Raw genomic sequence first — 22,097 nt, 5'->3', positions numbered from 1 at the left:
GCGCTAGGGCGTGTCTGGGACCGCGGCCCCGCCTGAGTACGGGTACTCAGGCGGGGCCGGGCGGCTCACTGGTCCTGGTTGTCGCCGGGGTCGGACTGCGCGGAGGGGGCCCCCGGGGTGGACGGCGCGGACGGCGCGGAGCGGCCGACCGGACTGTTCGGGTTGAGCGGGCCGACCGGACTGTTCGGGCTGCTCGGGTTGCCCGGGGTACTCGGGTTGCCCTGGTTGCTCGGGCGCTGCTTGCCCGAGCCGCTTCCGCAGGAGCCGCCCGGCGAGCCGCTGGGGGTGGCGCAGTTCGGGTCGCGCTTGGGCGGGTCCGGGATGTGGACGGTCGGGAAGTCCTTCTCGGGCATGTTCCGGACGGCGTCGCTCATCGCCTGCTCCCAGATCGGGCCCGGGCCGGTCGCACCGAAGACCTCCTGCTGGTAGTGGCCGCCGATCCGGATGTTCTTCATCGGGACCTTGGTACCCGGGCTGCCCAGCCAGACCGAGCCGGCCAGGTTTCCGGTGTAGCCGGTGAACCAGGCCGACTTCTTCTCGTCCGTGGTCCCGGTCTTGCCGGCGATCTGGCGGCGGTCGTCCAGGCCGAGGTCCTTGGCGGTGCCCTTCTCCGTCACCCCGAGCAGCACGCTGTTGATCACGTCGGCGGTGTCCTCGGACATCGCCTCGGTGCACTTGACCGGGCTCACCGGGACGTCCTTGCCGTCCACCGTGGAGATCTTGTTGATCGCCAGCGGCGCGCAGTAGGTGCCGCGGGCGGCGAAGCTCGCGTACACGTTCGCCATCGTCAACGGGCTCACCTCCTGGGTGCCGAGGCCGAGGGCGGGGACCTCTTCCAGCGGCTTGCCGCTGGCCTTGCCGGTGACGCCCAGCTTGTTGGCCATCTGCTTGACCGTGCAGAGGCCGATCTCCTGCTCCATCTGCACGAAGTAGGTGTTCACGGAGAGGGCCATCGCCTCCTTGAGCTCGTACGGGCCGACCTCGCGCGGGCTCTCGTTCGGGACGCTGCCCTCCTTCTTGCCCTTGTTCACGTTCTTCCAGGTGCCGTCGCAGGTCTTCATCGTCGGCCAGTCCATCCGGTTGGGCGAGTCGTACCGCTGGACGGGCGGCAGGCCGGCCTCCAGGGCGGCGGCGGCCACGATCGGCTTGAAGTTGGAGCCGGGCTGGAAGCCGATGCCGCCGCCCATCGCCGCGTCCACGTTGTAGTTGACGACGGTCTGGTTCTTCTCCTTCGCCAGGCCGTAGGGGCGGGTCTGCGCCATCGCCAGGATCTTGCCGGTGCCGGGCTCGACCATCGTCATCGCCGCCGAGACCGGGTCGGTGACGTACACCTGCTGGGAGACGGCGTTCTGGGCGGCGGCCTGCTTGTCCGGGTCCAGGGTGGTGTAGATGTTGAGGCCGCCGGTGTCCCAGAGCTTCTTGCGGTCGGCGGCGTTCTTGCCGAACACCGGGTCCTCCTTGACCACGTGGCGCACGTAGTCGCAGAAGAAGCCCATGCCGGCCTGGGCGGTGATGCAACCGTTCTGCGGTTCCCGGTACTTCAGGCCCAGCGGGGCCGCCTTGGCCTCCTTGGCCTGGTCCGCGGTGATGTGCTTGTTCTCGACCATCTTGTCGATGACGGTGTCCCGGCGCTTCTGCGCGGCCACCGGATGCAGCTTCGGGTCGTACTGGGACGGGTTCTGCACCAGCCCGGCGAGCATGGCCGCCTCGGGGAGGGCGAGGTCCTTGGCGTCCTTGCTGAAGTAGCGCTGGGCGGCCGCCTGGATGCCGTACGCCTGGTGGCCGTAGAAGGTGATGTTCAGGTAGTTGGTGAGGATCTGATCCTTCGTCAGATCCTCCTCCAGCTTGATGGCGTACCGGAGTTCCTGGATCTTTCGGCCGAGCGTCTTGCGCTGCGCCTCCAGGACGGCCACCGGATCGTCGCCGGCCTTCTCGACGTTGACGTTCTTCACGTACTGCTGGGTCAGGGTGGACGCACCCTGGACGGCGGCGCCGCTCTCCGCGTTCTTGGTGATCGCCCGCAGGATGCCCTTGAGGTCGACGGCGCCGTGCTCGTAGAAACGGGCGTCCTCGATGTCCACCTGCGCCTGGCGCATCAGCGGTGACATCTGCTCGGCGGGTATCACCGTGCGGTCCCGCTCGTAGACCTTGGCGATCAGGCCGCCCTTGGCGTCGAACACCTGCGTCGCCTGCGTCAGCGCCGGCGCCTTGAAGTCATCGGGGATGCTCTCGAAGCTTTCGGCGCCGCTCTTCGCCCCGAGCCCGACGGCGCCCGCCGCGGGAAGGACGAGGCCCGCCAGCAGGACGCCGCCGAGAGTGCAGCAGCCTAGGAACGTGACCGTGTGACCCAGGAATCCGAGCGGGGTCTCACGGCGCCGCGGGCGCGGCACCCAGGTGTCGCCCGCGTCCGGGGCAGGTATGCGGCTCTTCGGTGACATAGCTGGAACACTACGGCCGCGAATACCGTGCCGGGGCAGGGTGCTGGCGAAGCATTGTCACAAATCCGCCACAGATTCGGCTCATTCCAGCTGGTCGGACGGGTGTCCTGGCTCGAACAAGGGCCGTTCGTCCACGGCCTGTTGAGTCCGCCGCCCACAGGGCGGACCGGCCCGCCCCGCTCAGCCGGCCGGGCAGAACACGTCCCCGGCCGGGCGACGGCCGGTGACCAGGAAGTCCGTCACCGCCGCGTCGCCGCAGGCGTTCCCGTTCGCCCGGTAGACGTCGTGGCCGCCGGAGTCCACCGTCACCATCCGGGCCCGGTCCCCCAGCGCCGCACGGAGCCTGAGCGCACCCGCGTACGGGGTGGCCGGATCCCGCAGGTTCTGCGCCAGCAGGATGTCCGCCGGGCCGCGGTCGGTCACCCGCACCGGCGGCTCGCCCGGCGCGAACGGCCCGAAGGCGCACGGCATCACGTTCACCGGCATGCCCGCGGTGAGCGGACGGGCGACACGCTCGGCGGCCACGTCCCGGGCGTAGGCGGCCGGATCGGTGGGCCAGTCGACGTCGTTGCAGAAGGTGCCGACCGACACGGCGATGGTGTTCTGCACCGCCTCGTCCGGCGGCAGCACCGGGGCGGGCAACGGCCGACGGCCGAGGCCGGCCAGCATCAGCCGGGCCAGGTCGGGGAACTTGGCGTCCGCGAACAGGCTCTCCAGCATCGTCTCGCGCAGCACGTTGCCGCTCAGCTCCGCCGGGTTGGCGCCGGGCCAGGGCAGCGGTGCGGCGTCCAGGCGGGCGGCGAGGTCCAGGAACAGCGGGCGGACCCCGTCCGGGGCGTCCGCGACCCGGTCCGGGTTTCCCGGCGCCGAAGCCCACGCCGCGAAGTCCGGGAAGCGGTCCTCGGCACCCTGGCCGAAGGCGGCGAGCCAGCCGCGCCCCACCCGCGACGGGTCCGGGTCGTCGTTGCTGTCCAGCACGATCCGGTCGGTGCGCCCAGGGAACATCGTGGCGTACACCGCCCCCGTGTACGTGCCGTACGAGGTGCCCCAGGCGGAGAGCCGGCGCTCGCCGAGGGCCTCGCGGATCCGGTCGATGTCCCGGGCCTCGTTCCGGGTGGAGATGCTGCGCAGCACCGGGCCGCCGTTGCGGGCACAGGTCTCGGCCACCCGGCGGGCGGTGGCCAGGTCGTCGTCGATCGAGCCGTCCGCGGCCGGCCACGGGCGCAGCTTCACCATCGCGAGGTCGGCATGGTCCAGACCGCAGCTGACCGGGGTGGAGCGGCCCACGCCGCGCGGATCGAACCCGACCAGGTCGTAGCGGTCGAGGACGGACTGCGGCAGGCGCTTCACCGCGCCGCTCGGGACGTCCACGCCGGAGCCGCCCGGCCCGCCCGGGACGGTCAGCAGCACGCCGCGGCGCAGGCCTGGCTCGGCGGCCGCGATCCGGGAGACGGCGATGGAGATCCGCTCGCCGTCCGGGTGCGCGTAGTCGAGCGGCACGGTGACGGTGGCGCACTGCTGGCGGGGGTCGACCTGGCCCGGGCAGGCCGTCCAGGTGAGGCGGTCCGAGCCGGACGCGGCGGCGGGCTGGGCGGCGAGGGTGGTGACCGAGAGTGCGGCGGCCGCGGTGACCACGACGAGGGTGCGGTTGAGGTTCGGCATGCCCGGAAGTCTTCCGGCGGACCGGACTTGGGCCCATCCGGCCAGCGGGCCGACCGGGGGTGGGGTAAACCCCCTTAGGCCCGGCCGTCCTTGACGGTCCGTCAATTCACCCGGCGGCTCCGGCTCGGAGGCCGGCGCACGCGGCGGCCCGCACGGTCGGAACCGAGGCCGCCGCCGGTGGCGGTCAGGGCAGCAGGTCGAGCAGGGGCATCAGGGCGGCCGGGCGCTGCTCGACCGGCAGGTGGTCCACCGGGTGGAAGGCGCAGCCGAGGGCGGTCGCCCCGCCGTCACAGGTCCGGTCGTCGCCGACCATCAGCACCTCGGCCGGGGCCAGGCCGAGCCGCTCGCAGGCCGCCTCGAAGATCGCCGGGTCGGGTTTCTGCGCGCCGAGTTCGAAGGACAGCACGTAGGCGTCGACGAACTCGTCCAACCCGTGCGCGCGGAACACCGGCCGCAGGTCCCAGCCGATGTTGCTCACCACCGCCACGGGGACGCCCCGGCGGCGCAACTCCCGCAGCACCGGCCCGGCGTCCGGGTACGGCCGCCAACTCGCCGGGGCCATGTGGGTGTCGTAGAGGGCGTCCACGTCGAGGGCCGCGGGCGGCTCGGCCGCGCGCGCCAGCGCGGTGTACGCGGCCCGGTGCAGCTCCGGCTTCAAGTCCCGGTCCTGCCAGGCCTCCTGCACCTCCGCCGGGATGCGGAGCGGCGGTACCCCGCCCGGCAGCGCGCCGAACTCCTCCATCCGCCGCACCAGTCCGGCCCGCTCGGCGGCGGTCAGGGTGGGCCCGGCGGACGCCGTGAAGGCGTCCAGCCACTGGGCGGTCGAGGCGACCCGGAAGAGGGTGCCGGAGAAGTCGAACATCACTCCTTTGGTCATGCCGCCGAGCGTACCGGGCCGAGGCGAACGCCGGGGTGCGGGGCCGGCACCGCCCGGAGTCCTCGACGCCCACCCGCCCGCAGCGCTCCGGCTACCGGAGGGTCAGGATGCGCGGGCCGTCCTCGGTGATGGCGACGGTGTGCTCGATGTGCGCGGCACGGCTGCCGTCGGTGGTGCGCAGCGTCCAGCCGTCCGGGTCGGTGTGGTAGTCGCCCCGGCCGCCCGCGGTCAGCATCGGCTCGATCGCCAGCACCAGGCCGGGGCGCAACGGGTAACCCCGGTTCGGGCGGCCCTCGTTGGGCACGTGCGGGTCCTCGTGCATGCTCCGCCCGATGCCGTGCCCGCCGAAGCCTTCGAGCAGGCCGTAGCGCCCGGCGCGGGCGATCTTGCCGATGGCGTGCGCGATGTCGCCGATCCGGTTGCCGACCACGGCGGCGGCGATCCCGGCCTCCAGGGCGCGCCGGGCGGTGCCGATCAGCACGGTGTCCTCGGGCCGGGCGGCGCCGACGGTGAAGCTGACGGCGGAGTCCCCGGCCCAGCCGTCCAGGAGGGCGCCGCAGTCGATGCTCACCAGGTCGCCGTCGCGCAGCCGGTAGCCGTCCGGGACGCCGTGCACGACGGCGTCGTTCACGGAGGCGCAGATGACGGCCGGGAACGGCACGGGCGCGAAGGCCGGGCGGTAGCCGAGGAACGGCGAGGTGGCCCCGGCCGCCCGCAGCACGCCGCGTGCCACCTCGTCCAGTTCCAGCAGGCTGATGCCCACCGCCGCCGCGCCCTGAACGGCGGCCAACGCGTCCGCCACCACCCGCCCGGCCTCGCGCATCGCGTCCAGGGCGGCGTCCGACTTGATTTCGACCATGGTGAGTCCCCTCGCTCCAATTCTTATACCGGTATTTGTATCACGGTCGAAGGTGGGGGGAGGACGCCCGGCCGGAGGGGAGCGCCGGGGCGCACGCCCCGGCGACGGGCACAGAGCGTGATGCGGGCGGAGCGCGGCGCGACCCGGAAGGGGAGGGCCTCGGCCGGACATGGCCTAGCGCCACATCACGCAACCTTCGCCCCGGCGACGGGCAAGAGCCGCCCGGCGCGGCACTAGTATCGACGGCATGGTGAGGACTCCACTGACCCCCTGGGAGCGCGAGCGCGGGGAGCGCTTCGGGGCACTGCTACGCGAGGCGCGCGGTGAGCGCAGCATGGTCGAGGTGGCGGCGGTGGCCGGCGTCTCGGCGGAGACGTTGCGCAAGATCGAGACCGGGCGGGCACCGACGCCGTCGTTCTTCACCATCGCGGCGCTGGCGTTCGCACTGGATCTGTCGTTGGACGAACTGTCGGCCGCGTGCGCGCTCCCAGAGGACGGCGAAGCCCTGTCGGCTTGACGTCTTAACGGTTTAACGGCCTATTGTCGGGGCCGGAATCGCGATCATCGCCATTCGATTACCCGAGGCCTCGGACACCGCCACAGGCAATCCTTGACGCGTTCAGACCATCGAGGTAGCGTCCTGGATGGTCGGCCTTCGGTCGAGGGACAAACGGACCTGTCCCCCCTGGGTTTCGCCGCCGAATCGCCCTCCGAAGCCGCCTCCTCGCAGCCCCGTGGCGATATCTCCCCCAGGAATTCCACTGTCCGCAGATGTGCGTTCCCGGATTCTCCCCGGGCACTTCCGTGCCCGCCGCTGAACGATCCCATTCCCAACTCGCCGCCGCGCTGGACTACATCCGCTCCCACCTGGAGATCTGGGAGGTGATCTTCACCGGTGGCGACCCGCTCATCATGGCGCCCGACCGTCTGCGGCCGATCCTCAGGGCGCTCGACGGGATCGAACACGTCAAGGTGATCCGCTTCCACACCCGCGTGCCCGTGGTGGACCCGGACCGGGTGACCGAGGACCTGGTCGAAGCCCTCACCATGGACACGCCGGTCTGGGTGGTCATGCACACCGACCACAGCCAGGAGATCGGCGACGACGCGCGACGCGCGCTCCGGCTGCTGGCCGGCTCCGGGATCCCGCTGGTCAGCCAGACCGTGCTGCTCAAGGGGGTCAACGGCAGCCCCGAGGCGCTGGAGGACCTGTTCCGCACCCTGATCGTGAACCGGGTCAAGCCCTACTACCTCCACCACGGCGACCTCGCCGTGGGCACGAGCCACTTCCGCACCACCATCGGGGAGGGGCAGGCGCTAGCGCGCAGCCTGCGAGGCCGCGTATCGGGCCTGTGCCAGCCCACCTACGTGCTCGACATCCCCGGCGGCCACGGCAAGGTGCCCATCGGCCCGACCTACCTGAACGGGGACGGGACCGTGACCGACCCGTGGGGCACCGACAACTACGCCGCGACGCGGACCCCGGTCACCACGGCGGGCGTGCTGCTCAACATCATCCCGGTGTTCGGACTCGCCTTCGCCGTGGCGCTGCTGGGCGAGCGCATCGACGGCTGGCAGTACGTGGGGGCCGCGCTCATCCTGGCCGGGATCTTCCTCTTCTCGGAGATCCCGGCGGCGGACGCCGATGGCTGAGCCCCGGACGGCGGCGGCCCGCCGGGCGCGTGCTGCGCCGGGCGGGCCGTCGTGGGGCGGGCCGTCGTGGGGCGGGAAGGTGCTCAGTTCACGGAGCTGTTGTAGCTCTCGATGGCGGGCTGGAGTTCCTTGGCCGCGTCGGCGAGGGCCTGCTGGGCGGTCTTGGAGCCGGCGATGGTCTGCTCGATGGCGGTCTCGACGCCCTTGCGGGCCTGCGGCATCACGCCGAGCAGGCAGCCGGCGGTGGCCGGGGTGGGCTTGGTGGCCTTGAGCTGCTCGATGGCGGTCTGGAACTGCGGGTACTTGGCGACCCACTCCTTGTCCTTGGGGTCGTCCAGGGACTTGCGGTTGACCGGGAAGTAGCCGGTGCCGGTGTGCCAGGCGGCCTGCTGCTCGGGGGCGGTGACGAACTTCTCGAACTCCCAGGCGGCGCGCTTCTCGGCGTCGGAGTGGCCGGGGCCGCTGATCCACAGCGAGGCACCGCCGATGACCGGGCCGCCCTGGTCGGCGGCGGCGACCTTGGGGAAGGCCGCGGTGCCGACGGCGAACTTGGCGGCCTCGGTGTAGCCGCGCAGCACGCCGGTGGACTCCAGGTGCATGGCGACGGTGCCGGCCTTGAACGCGGCCTGGGCGTCGTCGGTGTTGCGGCCGGTGTTGGCCGCGTAGCCGCCCTTGACGAGATCGGCCCACCACTGGACGATCTGCGCGCCCTGGGCGGAGTCGAAGACGGCCTTGCCGGCCTTGTTGCTGCGGCCGTTGTCCTGGTCGCAGTACATGGTGCCGGACTCGGCGAGCAGCTGCTCGACGAACCAGCCGTAGATGGCGGCGCCGAAACCGTAGCGGACGGTCTTGCCGTCGGCGTCCTTCTTGGTCAGCTTCTTCGCCAGCTCGCCGAGTTCGGCGAGGTCCTTGGGCGGCTGGGCCGGGTCGAGGCCGGCCTCCTTGAAGGCGTCGGCGTTGAGGTAGAGCAGCGGCATGGAGGAGTTGAACGGCATCGAGACGAGCTTGCCGCCGACGGAGTAGTAGTTGCGGATGTTCGGGTCGAGGTCGTCGAGGGCGAACCCGTCCTTGTCGGCGAAGGCCTGGGCCGGGACGGTCTGCTTGGAGTCGATCATGAACCGGGTGCCGATGTCGTAGACCTGCACCAGGGCGGGGGTGCCCTTCTGCTGCACCGCGGCCTTGTACTTGGCGACCAGGTCGTCGTACTTGCCCTGGAACTGCGCCTTGACCTCGATCTTGCCCTGGTGGGCGGCGTTGAACTGGCTGACCAACCCGGTGAGGACCTCGGCGTTCTTCCCCGTCATCGAGTGCCAGAACTCGACGCCGGTGACGCCCGAGGCCTGGTCGAGCGCCTGGGCGCCGGGGGCGGCGTCGGAGGAGCCGCCGGAGCCGGACGTGGAGTCGCCGGAGCTACAGGCGGTCAGGGACAGGCCGGCCACCAGCAGGGCCGCGAGCGCGCGGGCACTCTTCTTCACGGGAGGGTTCTCTCTCTGTCGGGAGGGACGTACGCACAAGAGCGGGAGGAAGCGGCGGAGCGGGAGGAAGTGGCGGAGCGGTTCAGCGGACGGCGCCCGCGGTGAGGCCGCGGACGATGAAGCGCTGGCCGAAGACCACCAGGGCGAGCGTGGGCAGCAGGGAGAGCACGACGCCGGCCAGGATCAGGCCCGGGTCGGACATCTCGGAGTCGCGCAGCGAGGTGAGGCCGATCTGCAGGGTCTGCATGTTCGCCGTGCGGGTGATGATGAGCGGCCAGAAGTACTGGTTCCAGGCGGACAGGAAGACGTAGATCGACAGCGCCGCCAGGGCCGGCTTGTTGAGCGGGACGACGATCCGCCACAGGAACCGCCAGTGGCCCGCGCCGTCGATCCGCGCGGCGTCGCGCAGTTCGCCGGGGAGCTGCCGGAAGGCCTGCCGCAGCATGAAGGTGCCGAAGCCGGAGGCGAGGAAGGGCAGCACCAGGCCGAAGTAGGTGTTCCCGAGCCCCCAGCCGGACAGCGTCAGGTAGTTGGGGATGATGATGGCCTCCCACGGGACCATCAGCGTCGCCAGGAACACCCCGAACACCACGGCCCGCGCCTTGAGCGGCAGGAACACGAAGGCGTACGCGGCGAGGACCGAGGTGAACAGCTGGGCGAGCGTGATGACGGTCGCCACGATCGCCGAGTTGGCGTACTGCCTCGCCAGCGGGACGGTGTCGACGGCGCCGGAGAAGTTCCGCCCGGTGACCGAGTGGGGCACCAGCGCCGGCGGGTAGGAGGAGAGTTCGGACGGGCTCATGAAGGCGCCGGCGATCGCGTAGTACACCGGGAAGGCCACGGTGACGACGGCGACGGCGAGCAGCAGGTAGACGGCGGCGCGGCCGAGCAGGTCGCGCGGCGAGCGGCCGGCCAGCACGCGGGGGCGCGGACGCGGCGCGGCGGCCCCGCCCCGGGCCCCGGGCCCGGCCTCGGTGGCGGTCACGGTCATGCGTAGTGCACCTTCCGCTCCAGGACGCCGAACTGGACGGCCGTGCAGGCGAGGACGACCACGAGCAGCACCACGGCCTGGGCACTCGCGGTGCCGAAGTCGCTGGAGCCGTAGGCGAAGGCCTTCTCGTAGACGGAGTAGACGAGGGTCCGGGTGGCGCCGTCCGGGCCGCCCTTGGTGAGGATGTGGATCTGGCCGAAACTCTGCAGCGAGTGGACGGTGGAGACCACGGTCAGGAAGAACAGGTTCGGGCCGAGCATCGGCACGGTGATCGAGCGGGCCAGCCGCAGGCCCGAGGCGCCGTCGATCCGCGCGGCCTCCAGGATCTCGCCGGGGATCGAGCCGATGCCGGCGGACAGCACCAGGACGTTGTAGCCGAGGCTCATCCACACCGTGGTGACGGCCACCGAGAGCAGCGCGTACCGGGAGTCGGTCAGCCAGCCGATCGGGCCGAGCCCGAGGTGCGAGAGCAGGCCGTTGAGCACCCCGCTGGCGGGGTTGAAGAACACCGCGAAGACCACGGACGCACTGGCCACCGAGAAGGCGAAGGGCAGCGCGAACGCGGAGCGCAGCAGCCGCACGCCCCGGATCCGGTTCTCCAGGAGCAGCACCAGCGCCAGCGCGCCCAGCACGCCGGGCACCACGGTGAGCAGCGTGAACAGGGCGGTGGTGACGAGCGTGCGCCGGAAGTCCGCCGAGGTCAGCAGCTCGGTGTAGTGCTTCAGCCCGACGTAGCGGGAGGGCGCGCCGAACAGGTCGTTGGCGTGTCCGCTCAGGTAGACGGTCCGCCCCAGCGGGTAGCCGATGAAGAGGACGAAGACCACCAGGGAGGGCAGCAGGAAGGCCCAGGCGAGCCCGTGCTCGCCCCAGCGGTTTCGGCGGCCCGGGTGGGGCTTGGTGTGCGGTGCGGTCGGCATGGGTTTGCGCGTCCCGCCTTTCGTTGCGTCGGTTCCGGCCGAAACCGTGTCCTGCCCACACGGCGGGCCGGAAACCCCACGGTGACCAACGGGTGTCGGTGGGCTTACGCGTTCGCGCCGGATTCGGCCGGTCGTGGGCGGACGGGCGTTGGGGCACGTTCCCGGCCGTTCCGGCACGCCCTCCGGCGGCCGCTCCAGCACCCCTCCGGCGCGCCGGCCTGTCGGTGCGGCGTCGTACGGTTCCCGGATGAACGACGACACCGCATTCGACCTACCGGCCGCGATGGCCGAATCCCTGCGGGGCCGCGCGGACGCCCGGGCGCTCGTCGAGGGCTTCGCGGCCTACTGGGGCGAGCCGCTGCAACCCGGCGACGGCTTCGAGGACGCCGAACTCGACGCCGCCGAGCGGCGCCTGGGCCTGCGGCTGCCGCCCGCGCTGCGCGAGGCGTACCGGCTGTTCGGCCGCCGGGAGGACCTCACCGGCAACCACAACCGGCTGCTCCCGCCGGAGGGGCTGTTCGTCCTGGACGGCGCCCTGGTGTACCAGGAGGAGAACCAGGCCTGCGCGCACTGGGGCGTGCTGCTGGCCGACCTCGACCAGGACGATCCGCCGACGGTGGGCCGGCCGGACCTCGCGGACAAGTCGGCGGAGCGGTGGGAGCCCTGGGAGGAGCGCTTCTCGACGGCCGCGGCGGCGATGGCGATGGTGGAGAAGCTGCTGCAGGACGACGAACTGAGCGTGTTCGCCGAGTCGGACACGGAGGTTCCGGAGGGGATGACGGAGCTGCCCCGACTCGGCCGTGGCTGTCGCTGGTTCGCCTGGCCGGACGTGCTGGTCGTCGAGATCGACGAGGGCTTCGTGGTGGCCCGGGCCCGGACCGAGGAGGCGCGGGACGCGTTCGCGGAGCTGTAGCCGTGGGGCGCTAGGACCTGTCCGCTGACGGCCCAACGACCGGGTGTGGAGCGGTCGTTGGGCCGGGATGGGTCAGGCGGTGGCGCCGCCGTCCAGGACCAGGTCGGCGCCGACGGTGAAGGCCGCCTCGGACGAGGCCAGGTACAGCACCGCGGCGGCGATCTCCTCGACCGCACCCGCCCGGCCGACCGGGAGGCTCTCCTTCATCCGTGCGGCCTTGTCGGCCTCGTTCTCGCCGGGCCGGGTGGACATGCTGGTGTCCACCGGGCCGGGGCTCACCATGGTGATCCGGACGCCGTCCGCGATGTGGTCGAGCGCGGCGCTGCGGGTCAGCGCGGTGACGGCGGCCTTGCTGGCGGCGTAGGCGCCGAGGCCGGGCACGCGCATGTGGACGCCGAGGTTGGAGGAGACGTTGACGATCGCGCCGCCGCCGTGCGCCCGCATGTGGCCGATCTGGTGCTTCATGGCGAGCCAGGTACCGGTCAGGTTGACGTTGAACACCCGGTGCCACTCGTCCTCGTCGATGTCGGCGACCGGGCCGACGGCGCCGAACACGCCCGCGTTGTTGACGGCGACGTCCAGGCCGTCGAGCAGCTCGACGGTCTCCCGGACCAGCCGGGCGGCGTCCTGACCGTCCGCCACGTCCCCGGTCAGCGCGACGGCCTTGCCGCCGGCCCGCTCGATCAGCTCGACCGTCTCGGCGAGCGGGCCCGCGCTGCGGCCCGCGACCGCGACCCGGGCGCCCTCTCGGGCGAAGGCGAGCGCCACGGCCCGTCCGATACCGCTGCCGCCGCCGGTGACCAGGACGGACTTGTCGGTGAAACGCGTGGTCATGAGATGTGCTCCTTGATCTGGATGGTGCGTTCTGGTGCGGTGTCGGTCTCTGCGGTGTCGGTCTCAAGGGTGGCCTCGGGGGTCGCCTCGGGGGTCGCCCGCGCCAGCGTGGCGACCGCGACGGCGGTGAGCGCCAGGGCGACGCCCGCCGCCGCGAAGGCCGTGGCGTAGCCGCCGACCACGCTCGGGCGGGTGGCGGCGAGCGCCATCAGGGCGGCCACCCCGGCGGTGGGGCCGAGTTCCATGGCGGTGTTGAGCACGCCTGCGGCGAGGCCGGTCCGTTCGGGCGGCACGCCTGCGGTGGCGAGCACGGCCGCGCCGGCGAAGGCGGCCGCGGCCCCGGCGGGCAGCAGGAGCAGCCCGGGCAGCAGCCCGGTGGCGTAGCCGCTGCCGGGGGCGAGGCCCGCCAGCAGGCCGAGCCCGGCCGCGGCGAGGGCGAGCCCTCCGGCGGTGACCGCGACGGCGCCGTAGCGGGCGATCAGCGGCCCGGCCAGGCGGCCGGCCGCCAGCAGCGCCGCCGCGTACGGGAGGAAGGCGCCGGAGGTGGCCAACACGCCCCAGCCGCGGACCTGTTGGAGGTAGAGCGCGAGCAGCAGGAAGGTCAGGGCGGTACCGGCGGCGGCCGCCATGACGGCGGCGAGGGCGGTGGCCCGGCGGCGGTCGGCGAGGAAGCCGGGCGGCAGCAGCGGGTCGGCGGTGCGCCGTTCGGCGGCGGCGAAGGCGAAGAGCACGGCGAGGCCGACGACCAGCGGCAGCAGCGTCGCGGGGCTTCGCCAGCCGTGTTCGGTGGACGCCACCAGGCCGCAACTGGCCGCGCAGACACCGGTGGCGGCCAGGGCGGCGCCGGACAGGGCGAAGCCGGGCCGGCCGGCCGTGGTGACGCTCATGGACCCCCCCTCTCTATAATGACCGTTCGGTCCAGTATCGGGACGACAGAAGAGGCCCCCCGCCATCGCCCCGCGATCCGTCAGTCGAGCAGCACCAGCGCCTGCTCGGCGGCGTCCCGCACCCGGGACGCGCCGTCGGCGGTCTTCCCCATCACCCGCATGCCCTGCATCAGCACCATCAGCATCCGGGCCAGCGCCCGGGGTTCGCGCCCGGCGGGCAGCTCCCCCTGCGCCTCGGCACGCACCAGGGCGGCGGTCAGCACCGTCTCCAGGTGGGCGAGGCTGGCGCCGACCCGACGGGCCGCCGAGGGGTCGTGCGGGGCGAGCTCGACGGCGGTGTTGACGACGAAGCAGCCGCGCTCCCGCCCGTCCCCGGCCGACTCCGCCGCGTACCGGCGGACCAGCGCGCGGACGGCCGGCAGCACCGGGCCGGGCTGGGACAGCTCGGTCAGCAGCACCGGGTCGACCTGCTCGCCGTACCGCTCCAGCGCCCGCAGGAACAGTTCGTGCTTGCTGCCGAAGGTGGCGTAGATGCTCGCCCGGGCGATCCCGAGCTCCTCGACCAGGTCGGCCATCGAGGTGGCCTCGTAGCCGCGCCGCCAGAACAGCTCAAGGGCCGCCTGGAGCACGGCGTCCGGGTCGAATTCCTTCGTTCGCGCCATGGGAGAACGCTAACCCTTTCCAGAATGATCAGTCAAGATAGGCCCCGAAGGTCGCACACGTGTGATCTGACGGAGCATTGCCAACTGGACTAGACCATGGCTACCCTTACCGCCCCGTACCTCCTCCTCCCCCCACAGGAGGCGTTTCCCCATGCCCGCGAACCTTCCCAGCTCCCCCCAGCAGGCGGCCGAGGCCGCCCGCCCGCTCGTCCTGACGGCCTTCCGGATCGTCGTCGGCCTGCTCTTCGCCTGCCACGGCGTCGCCTCCGTCTTCGGAGTCCTCGGCGGGACCAAGGGCGGCGGCAGCATCCCGCTCGGCCAGTGGCCCGGCTGGTGGGCCGCACTGATCCAGCTGGTCGGCGGCGCCCTGGTGCTGCTCGGCGTCGGTACCCGGACCGCCGCCCTGCTCTGCTCCGGCTCGATGGCGTACGCCTACTTCACGGTCCACCAGGAACACTCCCTGCTCCCGCTGCAGAACGGTGGCGAACCCTCCGTCATGTTCTGCTGGGCCTTCCTCGCCATCGCGGTGCTCGGCTCCGGCCCCTACGCCCTGGACCGGCTGCTGACCCGGCGCACCACGGCCGAGCCGGCCGCCCGACCCGCCCCGGCCGGCGCGCACCCGGGCCAGGCCGGCTGAGCACCCGGCCCGGCCCGGCCCAGGGCCCGACGGGCGGCTCGACGAAGAGCCTGGCGAAGGGCTCGGCCGGAAGGCCCGACGGACTGACTGTGCGGGGTCAGTCCTCGGCCAAGTGCCGTTCCACCGAGGCGACCTTGGCGGTGAGCCCGTCGGTGACCCCGGCCCGGTCGTCGATCTTGATGACCGTGCTCACCCGGTCGCTGTAGGCCTTCACCGCCTCGATCGCCTCCCGGATCACCGGCATCACCTCGTCCCACTCCCCCTCGATGCTGGTGAACATCGCGTCGGTCCGGTTGGGCAGTCCGCTCGCCCGGACCACCCGGACGGCTGCTGCCACCGCCTCTCCCACGTCCTCGCCGATCCCCAGCGGGGTCACCGAAAAGGCTGCGATCACGGCTCTGCGCTCCTTCCGCCGACGGCACTCACCGGCGGCACTGGTCGTGGCCGGGACCAGGTTCCGGTCCGGGCCGCGACCAGGCTAACCAGCCTTGCCGGCGCTCACACCACGGTCGGCAGCGGCGGTTCGACCGCGAGCGGAGCAGTGGCGCGGGCCCGGTGCTGGGCGGCCCACGCGGTGAGGGCCACCGTGCAGGCGTGGTCCAGGTGGCGCAGCCCGGACCAGTCGAGTTCCACCGGCCGGTCGGCCGGCAGCCGTTCCAGGGCGTCCAGCAGCCGGGGCAGCCGCAGGAAGGTCGCGTTGCCGGTGAGCCGGACGCGCTGCAGGGCCTCGCCGGACGGCAGGACCAGTTCCTCCAGGCCGATCTGGAGGTGCGAGGTCTGCCAGGCGGACTTGGCCACGGCCAGGCCGATGCCGATCAGCACCCCCTCGAACAGGTCGGTGGCGATGATGGCGCTCGCGGTCACCGCGAGCACCAGCGCCTCGCCCCGGTGGCCGCGGCAGAGTGCGGCGATCCGCCGCAGCGGGACGAGCTTGGCGCCGGCGTGGACCAGGACGGCGGCCAGCGCGGTGAGCGGGACGAGCCCGAGCACGCCGGGCAGCAGCGCGGTGAACAGCAGCAGCCAGAGCCCGTGCAGGGTGCGCGAGGCCTTGGTCCGCGCCCCCGCCTGGACGTTGGCCGCGCTGCGGACGATCACCGCGGTCATCGGAAGGGCGCCGAGCAGCCCGCAGACGGTGTTGCCGATGCCCTGGGCGGTCAGCTCGCGGTCGTAGTCGGTGCGCCGGCCGTGGTGCATCCGGTCGACGGCGGCGGCGCTGAACAGCGTCTCGGCGGAGGCGATCAGGGTGAAGGCGACGACCGTACCGAGGCCGGCGGTGCCGGCCAGCGCGCCCAGCGCGGCGCGGTCGGGCAGTTGGACGACGTCGAGCAGGCCGGACACCCGGACCCTCGCCACCGGCAGGTCGGCGGCGGCCGTGACGGCGGCGGCCAGCCCGACCGCGGCCAGCGGCGCGGGGACGCTGCGGGCGACGCGCCCGGGCAGGTACTTCCAGCCGACCAGCACCAGCAGGGTGGCCAGGCCCAGGGCGATCGCGCTCGGGTCGGCCGCGCCGGTGACCGCGTCCGCCAGCAGGCCGGGCAGTCCGGTGATCTTCTCCGGCCCGGTGGCCGGGGCGCGGCGGTCGGCGAGCGCGTACAGCTGGCCGAACAGCAGGGTCAGCCCGATGCCGGCCAGCATGCCGTGCACCACCGAGGCGGACATCGCCCGGAACCAGCGGCCGAGCCGCAGGGCTCCCATCGCGATCTGGAGCAGCCCGGTGCCGAGCACGAGCAGGCCGAGCGCGGGGGCGCCGAAACGCTGGACGGCGTCGTAGACCAGGACGGTCAGCCCGGCCGCCGGGCCGCTGACCTGGAGACTGCTGCCGGGCAGGAGTCCGACGACCAGGCCGCCGACGATGCCGGTGACCAGCCCCAGCTCGGCGGGGACGCCGGAGGCGACCGCCACCCCGACGCAGAGCGGCAGGGCGACCAGGAACACCACCAGCGAGGCGGGCAGGTCGTAGCGCCAGGGGACGGCGCGCAGCGCGGCGAGCGGGGGCCGGCGGCGGCCCGGCGGGGCGGCCTTGCCGGGGTGGCCCGGCGGGGCCTTGCGGCGGCGGGGCGGTCGGCTCACCCGGTCACCACCGGGGGGCGGGCAGGGAGACAGCGCATGGCGGCGTTCCTTTCGCGCGCCCGCCGCTGCGGGCACGCCGTCACAGGGGGGTGAGGAGGGGGCAGGGGCGAGGAGAGAGGAGAGAGGCAGGGGTGAGACGAGCGAGGGGGTGGACCGCACGGCGGGGGCGACAGCGGTACGGCCGCGGGTCCGGGCGGACCGGGCGGCGGCGGGTGTCGGGTCGGTGCGGCCAGGGGGTGCGTCCCCCGCTCGGGCGCGGCGGACCGGGCACGCTGGTCCTGGACGGGACCGGCCCCCGGAGCTCCCCCGCTCCCGGACCGTCCCGAACCCCCCTGCCGCGCCCTCAGTCGGACGTCACGGGCCCGGCGTGCCACCGACGGTACCCAGGGGTGCGGGGCGGGCCGACCTCGGGCACCGTCCCTTCACCCGCACTGCACACCGGCCGCGCTTTCCGCCGCGGAACGGCCGGTTCCCCGGGTACACCAGCGCGATCGACGCCTGTGCGTACGAACCGGACCCCCTCTCCGCGGCCCCCGGACGCCTACGGCGGCCTGCGGTTTCGCACCCCGGAGCCGGCTTCCACATTCTGTTGAACCTCCCCTTGACGCCCCGACGAGCCCCGCCGTACCGTGTTTCCGCATACAGAAACCATTCTTCCGTATGGTGGAATTCTGGAGATGAGCCCTCCGACCCACTGCGGGCCGACGCAGGAGAAACCCGATGCCTCGTATGACAGCCGCCCGCGCGGCCGTGGAGATCCTCAAGCTCGAAGGCGTTGAGGTCGCGTTCGGCGTGCCGGGCGCAGCCATCAACCCGTTCTACGCCGCGCTCAAGGCCTCCGGCGGGATCAGGCACACGCTGGCCCGGCACGTCGAGGGCGCCTCCCACATGGCCGAGGGCTACACCCGCGCCAAGGCCGGCAACATCGGCGTCTGCATCGGCACCTCGGGCCCGGCCGGCACCGACATGATCACCGGCCTGTACTCGGCCATCGCCGACTCCATCCCGATCCTGTGCATCACCGGCCAGGCCCCGGTCGCCCGCCTGCACAAGGAGGACTTCCAGGCCGTCGACATCGCCTCGATCGCCAAGCCCGTCACCAAGTCGGCCACCACCGTGCTGGAGGCCGCGCAGGTCCCCGGCGTGTTCCAGCAGGCCTTCCACCTGATGCGCTCCGGCCGCCCCGGCCCGGTCCTGATCGACCTGCCGATCGACGTCCAGCTGACCGAGATCGACTTCGACCCCGAGGCCTACCAGCCGCTCCCGGTCTACAAGCCGGCCGCCAACCGGATCCAGATCGAGAAGGCCATCGCGCTGCTCCAGGAGTCGGAGCGCCCGCTGATCGTCGCCGGCGGCGGCGTCATCAACGCCGACGCCGCCGACCTGCTGCGGGAGTTCGCCGAGCTGACCGGCGTCCCGGTGGTCCCGACCCTGATGGGCTGGGGCATCGTCCCCGACGACCACGAGCTGAACGCCGGCATGGTCGGCCTGCAGACCTCGCACCGCTACGGGAACGAGAACTTCCTCGCCTCGGACTTCGTCCTGGGCATCGGCAACCGCTGGGCCAACCGCCACACCGGCGGCCTGGACGTCTACACCGCGGGCCGCACGTTCGTCCACGTCGACGTCGAGCCCACCCAGATCGGCAAGATCTTCGCCCCCGACCTCGGCATCGCCTCCGACGCCAAGGCCGCGCTGGAGCTCTTCGTCCAGGTCGCCCAGGAGCTCAAGGCCGCCGGCCGGCTCAAGGACCGCAGCGAGTGGGCCGCCTCCACCCAGGCCCGCAAGGCGCAGTTGCAGCGCCGCACCCACTTCGACGACGTGCCGATCAAGCCGCAGCGCGTCTACGAGGAGATGAACAGGGCCTTCGGCCCGGAGACCCGCTACGTCACCACCATCGGCCTCTCCCAGATCGCCGGCGCGCAGCTGCTGCACGTCTACCGGCCGCGGCACTGGATCAACTGCGGCCAGGCCGGCCCGCTCGGCTGGACCATCCCGGCCGCGCTCGGCGTCGCCACCGCCGACCCCGAGGGCCAGATCGTCGCGCTCTCCGGCGACTACGACTTCCAGTTCATGGTCGAGGAGCTGGCCGTCGGCGCCCAGCACCGGATCCCGTACGTCCACGTGCTGGTGAACAACGCGTACCTGGGCCTGATCCGCCAGGCGCAGCGCACCTTCGACATCGACTTCCAGGTCAAGCTGGAATTCGAGAACATCAACGCGCCGGAGCTGGGCGTCTACGGCGTGGACCACGTCAAGGTCGCCGAGGGCCTGGGCTGCAAGGCGATCCGGGTCACCGAGCCCGAGGGCCTGCTGCCGGCCTTCGAGGAGGCCAAGAAGCTGGCCGCCGAGTTCCGCGTCCCGGTCGTCGTCGAGGCGATCCTGGAGCGGGTCACCAACATCTCGATGGCCGCCGCCGACATCGACAAGGTCAACGAGTGGGAGGAGATCGCCACCCTCCCCGAGCACGCGCCGACCGCCGTCAAGCCGCTGGCGCCCTGAGCCCGCCGCGGGCCGCTCGGGGCGGGATCCGGCCCGGATCCACCACTGCGCCCCGCCCCGAGTGGCCCGGACGCGCACCGGGTACAAACCGGAAGACGCTCGCGCCCGACCTCCGTGCGCGGGCCCGGAGCCCCCTGGAGCGGACACCATGCCCTTCAGCATGAGCAAGGCCGAGCGCGAGCGGTTCCTCGCCGCACCGCACGTCGGTGTGCTGGCCGTCGACTCCGGCGCCGGAGCGGACCGGGGCCCGCTGGCCGTACCGGTCTGGTACACCTACGTCCCCGGCGGCCTGCTCACCGTCGTCACCGGCCGCGACTCCGTCAAGGCCCGGCGGATCCGCGCCGCCGGGCGGTTCACCCTCTGCGCCCAGCGCGAGCAGGGCCCGGCCGCGTACGTGAGCGTCGAGGGCCCGGTGGTGGCGGTCGAGGACCGGCTCGACCGCGACGAGTGGGCCGCCCTCGCGAACCGCTACCTGTCACCCGAAGCCGCGCGCGACTACCTGGCCGCCGCCCGGGAGCAGTTGGCCGCCGACACCACCTTCCGGATGCGGCCCGAGCGCTGGTCGAGCGCCGACTTCTCCTCCTTCGGGGCCGACCTGTCGCAAGACCGGTAGGTCGGGCTCGGTCCAGGTGGTCGCGGCCACTACGGTGGCCAGGCGACCACCTGTTCCGCACTCCTTTCGAAAGGACCACCACCGTGAGCCTGTACGACATCCCGCTGCGCACGCTCTCCGGCGAGGCCGCCTCGCTGGCCGACCACAAGGGCAAGGCGCTGCTGATCGTCAACGTCGCCTCCAAGTGCGGCCTGACCCCGCAGTACACCGGCCTGGAGAACCTCCAGAAGCGCTACGCCGCACGCGGGTTCACCGTGTTGGGCTTCCCCTCGAACCAGTTCGCCGGGCAGGAGCCGGGCAGCGCCGAGGAGATCCAGACCTTCTGCTCCACCACCTACGGCGTCACCTTCCCGCTGTTCGAGAAGATCGACGTCAACGGCGACGACCGGCACCCGCTGTACGCGCGGCTGACCGAGACCGCCGACGCCGAGGGCCAGGCCGGCGACGTCAGCTGGAACTTCGAGAAGTTCCTGATCTCCCCGGACGGCACCGTCGCGGCCCGGCTGCGGCCGCGTGTCGAGCCGGAGTCGGCCGAGCTGATCGCGGCGATCGAGGCCGTCCTGCCGGCCTGATCCCCACCCACCCGCCGACGGACCGGCCCCGGGCACCCGCCCGGGGCCGGTCCGTCGTTCCCCCGGGCCGTCGAGCAGCCCCTCTCGATTGCCGAGTCGGCCTCGACTGAACTGGGCCAGTAGAACTGCGCACTACCCATGTCCGTTCGTGTGGGGGTTCGTCGAGCGGACCGTGGAGAAGACCGAGCTGCTGATGCCGGTGCGACAGCAGCCACTTCGCAGGCTCGGCCGCCCAGCGCCCGTGCCTCACCAACTCGCGCTGCTCCCACCCTCAGACTGGACGGCGCTGCTGATCCCAGCCGTCGGGTGGCGTCCACTCGTGCTCCAGGATCGAGTAGGTGATCGAGTCGCGCCAGGCGCCGTGGACGAAGACGTGAACGCGGATCCGCCCGTCCTCGGTCATCCCGGCACGGAGAAGTCTTCGCGCGGATGCCTCGTTGAACGGAGAGCGGACGGCCCAGACGCGGTGCAGGCCGAGGACGTCGAAGCCGAGCGCGCACAGCAGGTGTGACCGAACTGATGCCGCAGGCGGAGCAAGTCGTGGGGGAAGTCATCCTTACCCCGGTCCTCGCCCCTTGGGGCGAGCACATTGGCGCGTTGGATTATCCCAAGGGCTACCCAATGCGCCGCCCCCGGCCGAGGGTCGGTGGCCAGTCATCTGGTGATCGCGGAGAGCCGCCTTCGCAGGGGCTCCTCCAGGTCGAGGTTGTCGCCTCGAGTAGTGGTCTGCAGCAGTTCAGTGATGACGACAAGCTCGGCGAACTGCCCGGCTGGCGTGCCGAGGATATGGGCGAGTCGGTGACGGACCTGGGCGGCGGTGTCCGGCACGAGGAGGCTGTACGAGTGCAACACTGCCGCGTCGTACCCGGCAGGCGCGACGCCCCAGCCTTCCCAGTCGAGGACCGTCAGGGTTGGGCCCGTGAGGTTGGCCCAGTGCAGGTCACCGTGGGCCGTCGTCCAGGCAGACACCCTGGTGTCCATCGGGATGCCCAGGTACTGGGGCATGGCGCGGTCCAGGTACTCCTGCCGGACCGCGACCCGGTCGCTGGGAACGGCGGCGATGGCGTCGAGGGCGGTGCCGAGTTCGTCCCACCAGGCGCCGTCCAGATCAGGAGCTTTCCGGAGGATCGGCTCGTGAGTGGTGATGGTGGAGGCGATGACCTTCTCGTACAGCTCCGCCAGATAGCCGTGCTCGCCCTCGGTCCAGGTACGTCGCTCCCGCAGGCGTGGCTTGGGAACCGCAGGAGGCATGAGTCGTTCTGCCTCCTGCGGTCCCTCCCAGAGCTTTCCGCCGGCCTTGTCGGACGGGGCGGACACCAGTCGGAGCCAGCCCTCGCCGGACGCCGTGGCGACCGGGCGGCTGAGGGTACGTCCGCGCCAGCCCCACGCTTCGCGCGAGCCGATCGGCGTGGCCTTGAACGCGGTTGCTGCCGTGGCGTGCATCCCACGCATCCGCCTGGCGGTGCCCGGCTCAGGTTCCGAGTACATCAACAACCCTTCGGAGTACGTCCGGAGACAACGGCGGTCGGCCGACG

At 72.4% G+C, this 22,097-nt stretch carries 21 protein-coding genes; 7 read left to right on the top strand and 14 right to left on the bottom strand.

Going from position 1 to position 22,097, the window contains the following annotated elements; genetic code table 11:
* Positions 1 to 65: 65 nt before the first annotated feature.
* From ACIPLC_RS32065 to map, 4 genes are all read right to left on the bottom strand, one after another.
* Positions 66 to 2,438: a transglycosylase domain-containing protein gene (locus tag ACIPLC_RS32065; protein ID WP_400476541.1), complete on the bottom strand. Its 2,373-nt coding sequence runs from the start codon at positions 2,436 to 2,438 to the stop codon at positions 66 to 68.
* Positions 2,439 to 2,618: 180 nt separating this feature from the next.
* Positions 2,619 to 4,100, bottom strand: coding sequence for an alpha/beta hydrolase (locus ACIPLC_RS32060; protein ID WP_400476540.1), 1,482 nt, complete (start codon positions 4,098 to 4,100; stop codon positions 2,619 to 2,621).
* A 184-nt stretch (positions 4,101 to 4,284) separates the two neighbouring features.
* Positions 4,285 to 4,977, bottom strand: coding sequence for an HAD-IA family hydrolase (locus ACIPLC_RS32055; protein ID WP_400476539.1), 693 nt, complete (start codon positions 4,975 to 4,977; stop codon positions 4,285 to 4,287).
* A gap of 91 nt (positions 4,978 to 5,068) precedes the next feature.
* Positions 5,069 to 5,836 (bottom strand): type I methionyl aminopeptidase, encoded by a 768-nt coding sequence (gene map, locus ACIPLC_RS32050; protein ID WP_400476538.1) that lies wholly within the window; start codon positions 5,834 to 5,836, stop codon positions 5,069 to 5,071.
* Between the two features lie 247 nt (positions 5,837 to 6,083).
* On the opposite strand from map, the gene ACIPLC_RS32045 reads away from it, so the two are divergent.
* Both ACIPLC_RS32045 and ACIPLC_RS32040 read left to right on the top strand, forming a co-directional pair.
* Positions 6,084 to 6,353 (top strand): helix-turn-helix domain-containing protein, encoded by a 270-nt coding sequence (locus ACIPLC_RS32045; protein WP_400476537.1) that lies wholly within the window; start codon positions 6,084 to 6,086, stop codon positions 6,351 to 6,353.
* 254 nt (positions 6,354 to 6,607) lie between these two features.
* Positions 6,608 to 7,489: an EamA family transporter gene (locus ACIPLC_RS32040; RefSeq protein WP_400476536.1), complete on the top strand. Its 882-nt coding sequence runs from the start codon at positions 6,608 to 6,610 to the stop codon at positions 7,487 to 7,489.
* 83 nt (positions 7,490 to 7,572) lie between these two features.
* On the opposite strand, the gene ACIPLC_RS32035 is transcribed toward ACIPLC_RS32040, so the two are convergent.
* The 3 genes from ACIPLC_RS32035 to ACIPLC_RS32025 all read right to left on the bottom strand — a co-directional run bounded on the left by ACIPLC_RS32035 (position 7,573) and on the right by ACIPLC_RS32025 (position 10,872).
* Positions 7,573 to 8,964 carry an ABC transporter substrate-binding protein gene (locus ACIPLC_RS32035; RefSeq protein ID WP_400476535.1) on the bottom strand — a complete coding sequence of 464 codons (1,392 nt, stop codon included), beginning with the start codon at positions 8,962 to 8,964 and terminating at the stop codon, positions 7,573 to 7,575.
* Between the two features lie 82 nt (positions 8,965 to 9,046).
* Complete coding sequence (locus ACIPLC_RS32030) at positions 9,047 to 9,955, bottom strand: carbohydrate ABC transporter permease (RefSeq protein ID WP_400476534.1); 909 nt, start codon at positions 9,953 to 9,955, stop codon at positions 9,047 to 9,049.
* Positions 9,952 to 10,872 carry a carbohydrate ABC transporter permease gene (locus ACIPLC_RS32025; protein WP_400476533.1) on the bottom strand — a complete coding sequence of 307 codons (921 nt, stop codon included), beginning with the start codon at positions 10,870 to 10,872 and terminating at the stop codon, positions 9,952 to 9,954. The genes ACIPLC_RS32030 and ACIPLC_RS32025 overlap by 4 nt, the downstream gene beginning before the upstream one ends.
* A 247-nt stretch (positions 10,873 to 11,119) precedes the next feature.
* Here ACIPLC_RS32025 and ACIPLC_RS32020 point away from each other — a divergent pair, with 247 nt between their 5' ends.
* Positions 11,120 to 11,785, top strand: a complete 666-nt coding sequence (locus ACIPLC_RS32020) for an SMI1/KNR4 family protein (protein WP_400476532.1) — start codon at positions 11,120 to 11,122, stop codon at positions 11,783 to 11,785.
* A 72-nt stretch (positions 11,786 to 11,857) separates the two neighbouring features.
* Here the strand turns inward: ACIPLC_RS32020 and ACIPLC_RS32015 are convergent, their stop codons facing one another.
* From ACIPLC_RS32015 to ACIPLC_RS32005, 3 genes are all read right to left on the bottom strand, one after another.
* The gene (locus tag ACIPLC_RS32015) at positions 11,858 to 12,619 is read right to left on the bottom strand and encodes an SDR family NAD(P)-dependent oxidoreductase (protein ID WP_400476531.1); all 762 of its coding nucleotides are present in this window, start codon (positions 12,617 to 12,619) and stop codon (positions 11,858 to 11,860) included.
* On the bottom strand, positions 12,616 to 13,506 hold the full coding sequence (locus ACIPLC_RS32010) for an MFS transporter (RefSeq protein WP_400476530.1): 891 nt from the start codon (positions 13,504 to 13,506) through the stop codon (positions 12,616 to 12,618). Before ACIPLC_RS32010 ends, ACIPLC_RS32015 begins: the two co-directional genes overlap by 4 nt.
* Before the next feature lie 80 nt (positions 13,507 to 13,586).
* Positions 13,587 to 14,168: a TetR/AcrR family transcriptional regulator gene (locus ACIPLC_RS32005; protein WP_400476529.1), complete on the bottom strand. Its 582-nt coding sequence runs from the start codon at positions 14,166 to 14,168 to the stop codon at positions 13,587 to 13,589.
* A 151-nt stretch (positions 14,169 to 14,319) separates the two neighbouring features.
* On the opposite strand from ACIPLC_RS32005, the gene ACIPLC_RS32000 reads away from it, so the two are divergent.
* On the top strand, positions 14,320 to 14,805 hold the full coding sequence (locus tag ACIPLC_RS32000) for a DoxX family protein (RefSeq protein ID WP_400476528.1): 486 nt from the start codon (positions 14,320 to 14,322) through the stop codon (positions 14,803 to 14,805).
* Positions 14,806 to 14,902: 97 nt separating this feature from the next.
* Here ACIPLC_RS32000 and ACIPLC_RS31995 read toward each other — a convergent pair whose 3' ends face one another.
* Together ACIPLC_RS31995 and ACIPLC_RS31990 are read right to left on the bottom strand one after the other, a co-directional pair.
* The gene (locus ACIPLC_RS31995) at positions 14,903 to 15,199 is read right to left on the bottom strand and encodes an MTH1187 family thiamine-binding protein (protein ID WP_400476527.1); all 297 of its coding nucleotides are present in this window, start codon (positions 15,197 to 15,199) and stop codon (positions 14,903 to 14,905) included.
* A 104-nt stretch (positions 15,200 to 15,303) separates the two neighbouring features.
* On the bottom strand, positions 15,304 to 16,785 hold the full coding sequence (locus ACIPLC_RS31990) for a SulP family inorganic anion transporter (protein ID WP_400476566.1): 1,482 nt from the start codon (positions 16,783 to 16,785) through the stop codon (positions 15,304 to 15,306).
* 810 nt (positions 16,786 to 17,595) lie between these two features.
* Between ACIPLC_RS31990 and gcl the strand changes: the two genes are divergently transcribed.
* The 3 genes from gcl to ACIPLC_RS31975 all read left to right on the top strand — a co-directional run bounded on the left by gcl (position 17,596) and on the right by ACIPLC_RS31975 (position 20,562).
* Complete coding sequence (gcl, locus tag ACIPLC_RS31985; protein WP_400476526.1) at positions 17,596 to 19,377, top strand: glyoxylate carboligase; 1,782 nt, start codon at positions 17,596 to 17,598, stop codon at positions 19,375 to 19,377.
* 148 nt (positions 19,378 to 19,525) lie between these two features.
* Positions 19,526 to 19,990 (top strand): pyridoxamine 5'-phosphate oxidase family protein, encoded by a 465-nt coding sequence (locus ACIPLC_RS31980; protein WP_400476525.1) that lies wholly within the window; start codon positions 19,526 to 19,528, stop codon positions 19,988 to 19,990.
* An 83-nt stretch (positions 19,991 to 20,073) separates the two neighbouring features.
* On the top strand, positions 20,074 to 20,562 hold the full coding sequence (locus ACIPLC_RS31975) for a glutathione peroxidase (protein WP_400476524.1): 489 nt from the start codon (positions 20,074 to 20,076) through the stop codon (positions 20,560 to 20,562).
* Between the two features lie 271 nt (positions 20,563 to 20,833).
* On the opposite strand, the gene ACIPLC_RS31970 is transcribed toward ACIPLC_RS31975, so the two are convergent.
* Both ACIPLC_RS31970 and ACIPLC_RS31965 read right to left on the bottom strand, forming a co-directional pair.
* On the bottom strand, positions 20,834 to 20,965 hold the full coding sequence (locus ACIPLC_RS31970) for a hypothetical protein (protein WP_400476523.1): 132 nt from the start codon (positions 20,963 to 20,965) through the stop codon (positions 20,834 to 20,836).
* A gap of 251 nt (positions 20,966 to 21,216) precedes the next feature.
* The gene (locus ACIPLC_RS31965) at positions 21,217 to 22,005 is read right to left on the bottom strand and encodes a hypothetical protein (RefSeq protein ID WP_400476522.1); all 789 of its coding nucleotides are present in this window, start codon (positions 22,003 to 22,005) and stop codon (positions 21,217 to 21,219) included.
* Positions 22,006 to 22,097: the final 92 nt, after the last annotated feature.

Origin of the sequence: Kitasatospora sp. NPDC086801, from assembly GCF_044745805.1 — a bacterium.
GTDB lineage: Bacteria > Actinomycetota > Actinomycetes > Streptomycetales > Streptomycetaceae > Kitasatospora.
This window is presented reverse-complemented; position numbering and strand designations above follow the sequence as displayed.

Excerpts from the sequence above, each read along its gene's own strand:
- ACIPLC_RS32065 (WP_400476541.1), bottom strand. The coding sequence starts at position 2,438 with ATGTCACCGAAGAGCCGCATACCTGCCCCGGACGCGGGCGACACCTGG.
- ACIPLC_RS32040 (WP_400476536.1), top strand. The coding sequence starts at position 6,608 with ATGTGCGTTCCCGGATTCTCCCCGGGCACTTCCGTGCCCGCCGCTGAA.
- ACIPLC_RS32025 (WP_400476533.1), bottom strand. The coding sequence starts at position 10,872 with ATGCCGACCGCACCGCACACCAAGCCCCACCCGGGCCGCCGAAACCGC.
- ACIPLC_RS32030 (WP_400476534.1), bottom strand. The coding sequence starts at position 9,955 with ATGACCGTGACCGCCACCGAGGCCGGGCCCGGGGCCCGGGGCGGGGCC.
- gcl (WP_400476526.1), top strand. The coding sequence starts at position 17,596 with ATGCCTCGTATGACAGCCGCCCGCGCGGCCGTGGAGATCCTCAAGCTC.
- ACIPLC_RS32010 (WP_400476530.1), bottom strand. The coding sequence starts at position 13,506 with ATGAGCGTCACCACGGCCGGCCGGCCCGGCTTCGCCCTGTCCGGCGCC.
- ACIPLC_RS32055 (WP_400476539.1), bottom strand. The coding sequence starts at position 4,977 with ATGACCAAAGGAGTGATGTTCGACTTCTCCGGCACCCTCTTCCGGGTC.
- ACIPLC_RS32020 (WP_400476532.1), top strand. The coding sequence starts at position 11,120 with ATGAACGACGACACCGCATTCGACCTACCGGCCGCGATGGCCGAATCC.
- ACIPLC_RS32060 (WP_400476540.1), bottom strand. The coding sequence starts at position 4,100 with ATGCCGAACCTCAACCGCACCCTCGTCGTGGTCACCGCGGCCGCCGCA.
- ACIPLC_RS32015 (WP_400476531.1), bottom strand. The coding sequence starts at position 12,619 with ATGACCACGCGTTTCACCGACAAGTCCGTCCTGGTCACCGGCGGCGGC.
- ACIPLC_RS31970 (WP_400476523.1), bottom strand. The coding sequence starts at position 20,965 with ATGACCGAGGACGGGCGGATCCGCGTTCACGTCTTCGTCCACGGCGCC.
- ACIPLC_RS31980 (WP_400476525.1), top strand. The coding sequence starts at position 19,526 with ATGCCCTTCAGCATGAGCAAGGCCGAGCGCGAGCGGTTCCTCGCCGCA.
- ACIPLC_RS31965 (WP_400476522.1), bottom strand. The coding sequence starts at position 22,005 with ATGCACGCCACGGCAGCAACCGCGTTCAAGGCCACGCCGATCGGCTCG.
- ACIPLC_RS32045 (WP_400476537.1), top strand. The coding sequence starts at position 6,084 with ATGGTGAGGACTCCACTGACCCCCTGGGAGCGCGAGCGCGGGGAGCGC.
- ACIPLC_RS32005 (WP_400476529.1), bottom strand. The coding sequence starts at position 14,168 with ATGGCGCGAACGAAGGAATTCGACCCGGACGCCGTGCTCCAGGCGGCC.
- ACIPLC_RS32000 (WP_400476528.1), top strand. The coding sequence starts at position 14,320 with ATGCCCGCGAACCTTCCCAGCTCCCCCCAGCAGGCGGCCGAGGCCGCC.
- map (WP_400476538.1), bottom strand. The coding sequence starts at position 5,836 with ATGGTCGAAATCAAGTCGGACGCCGCCCTGGACGCGATGCGCGAGGCC.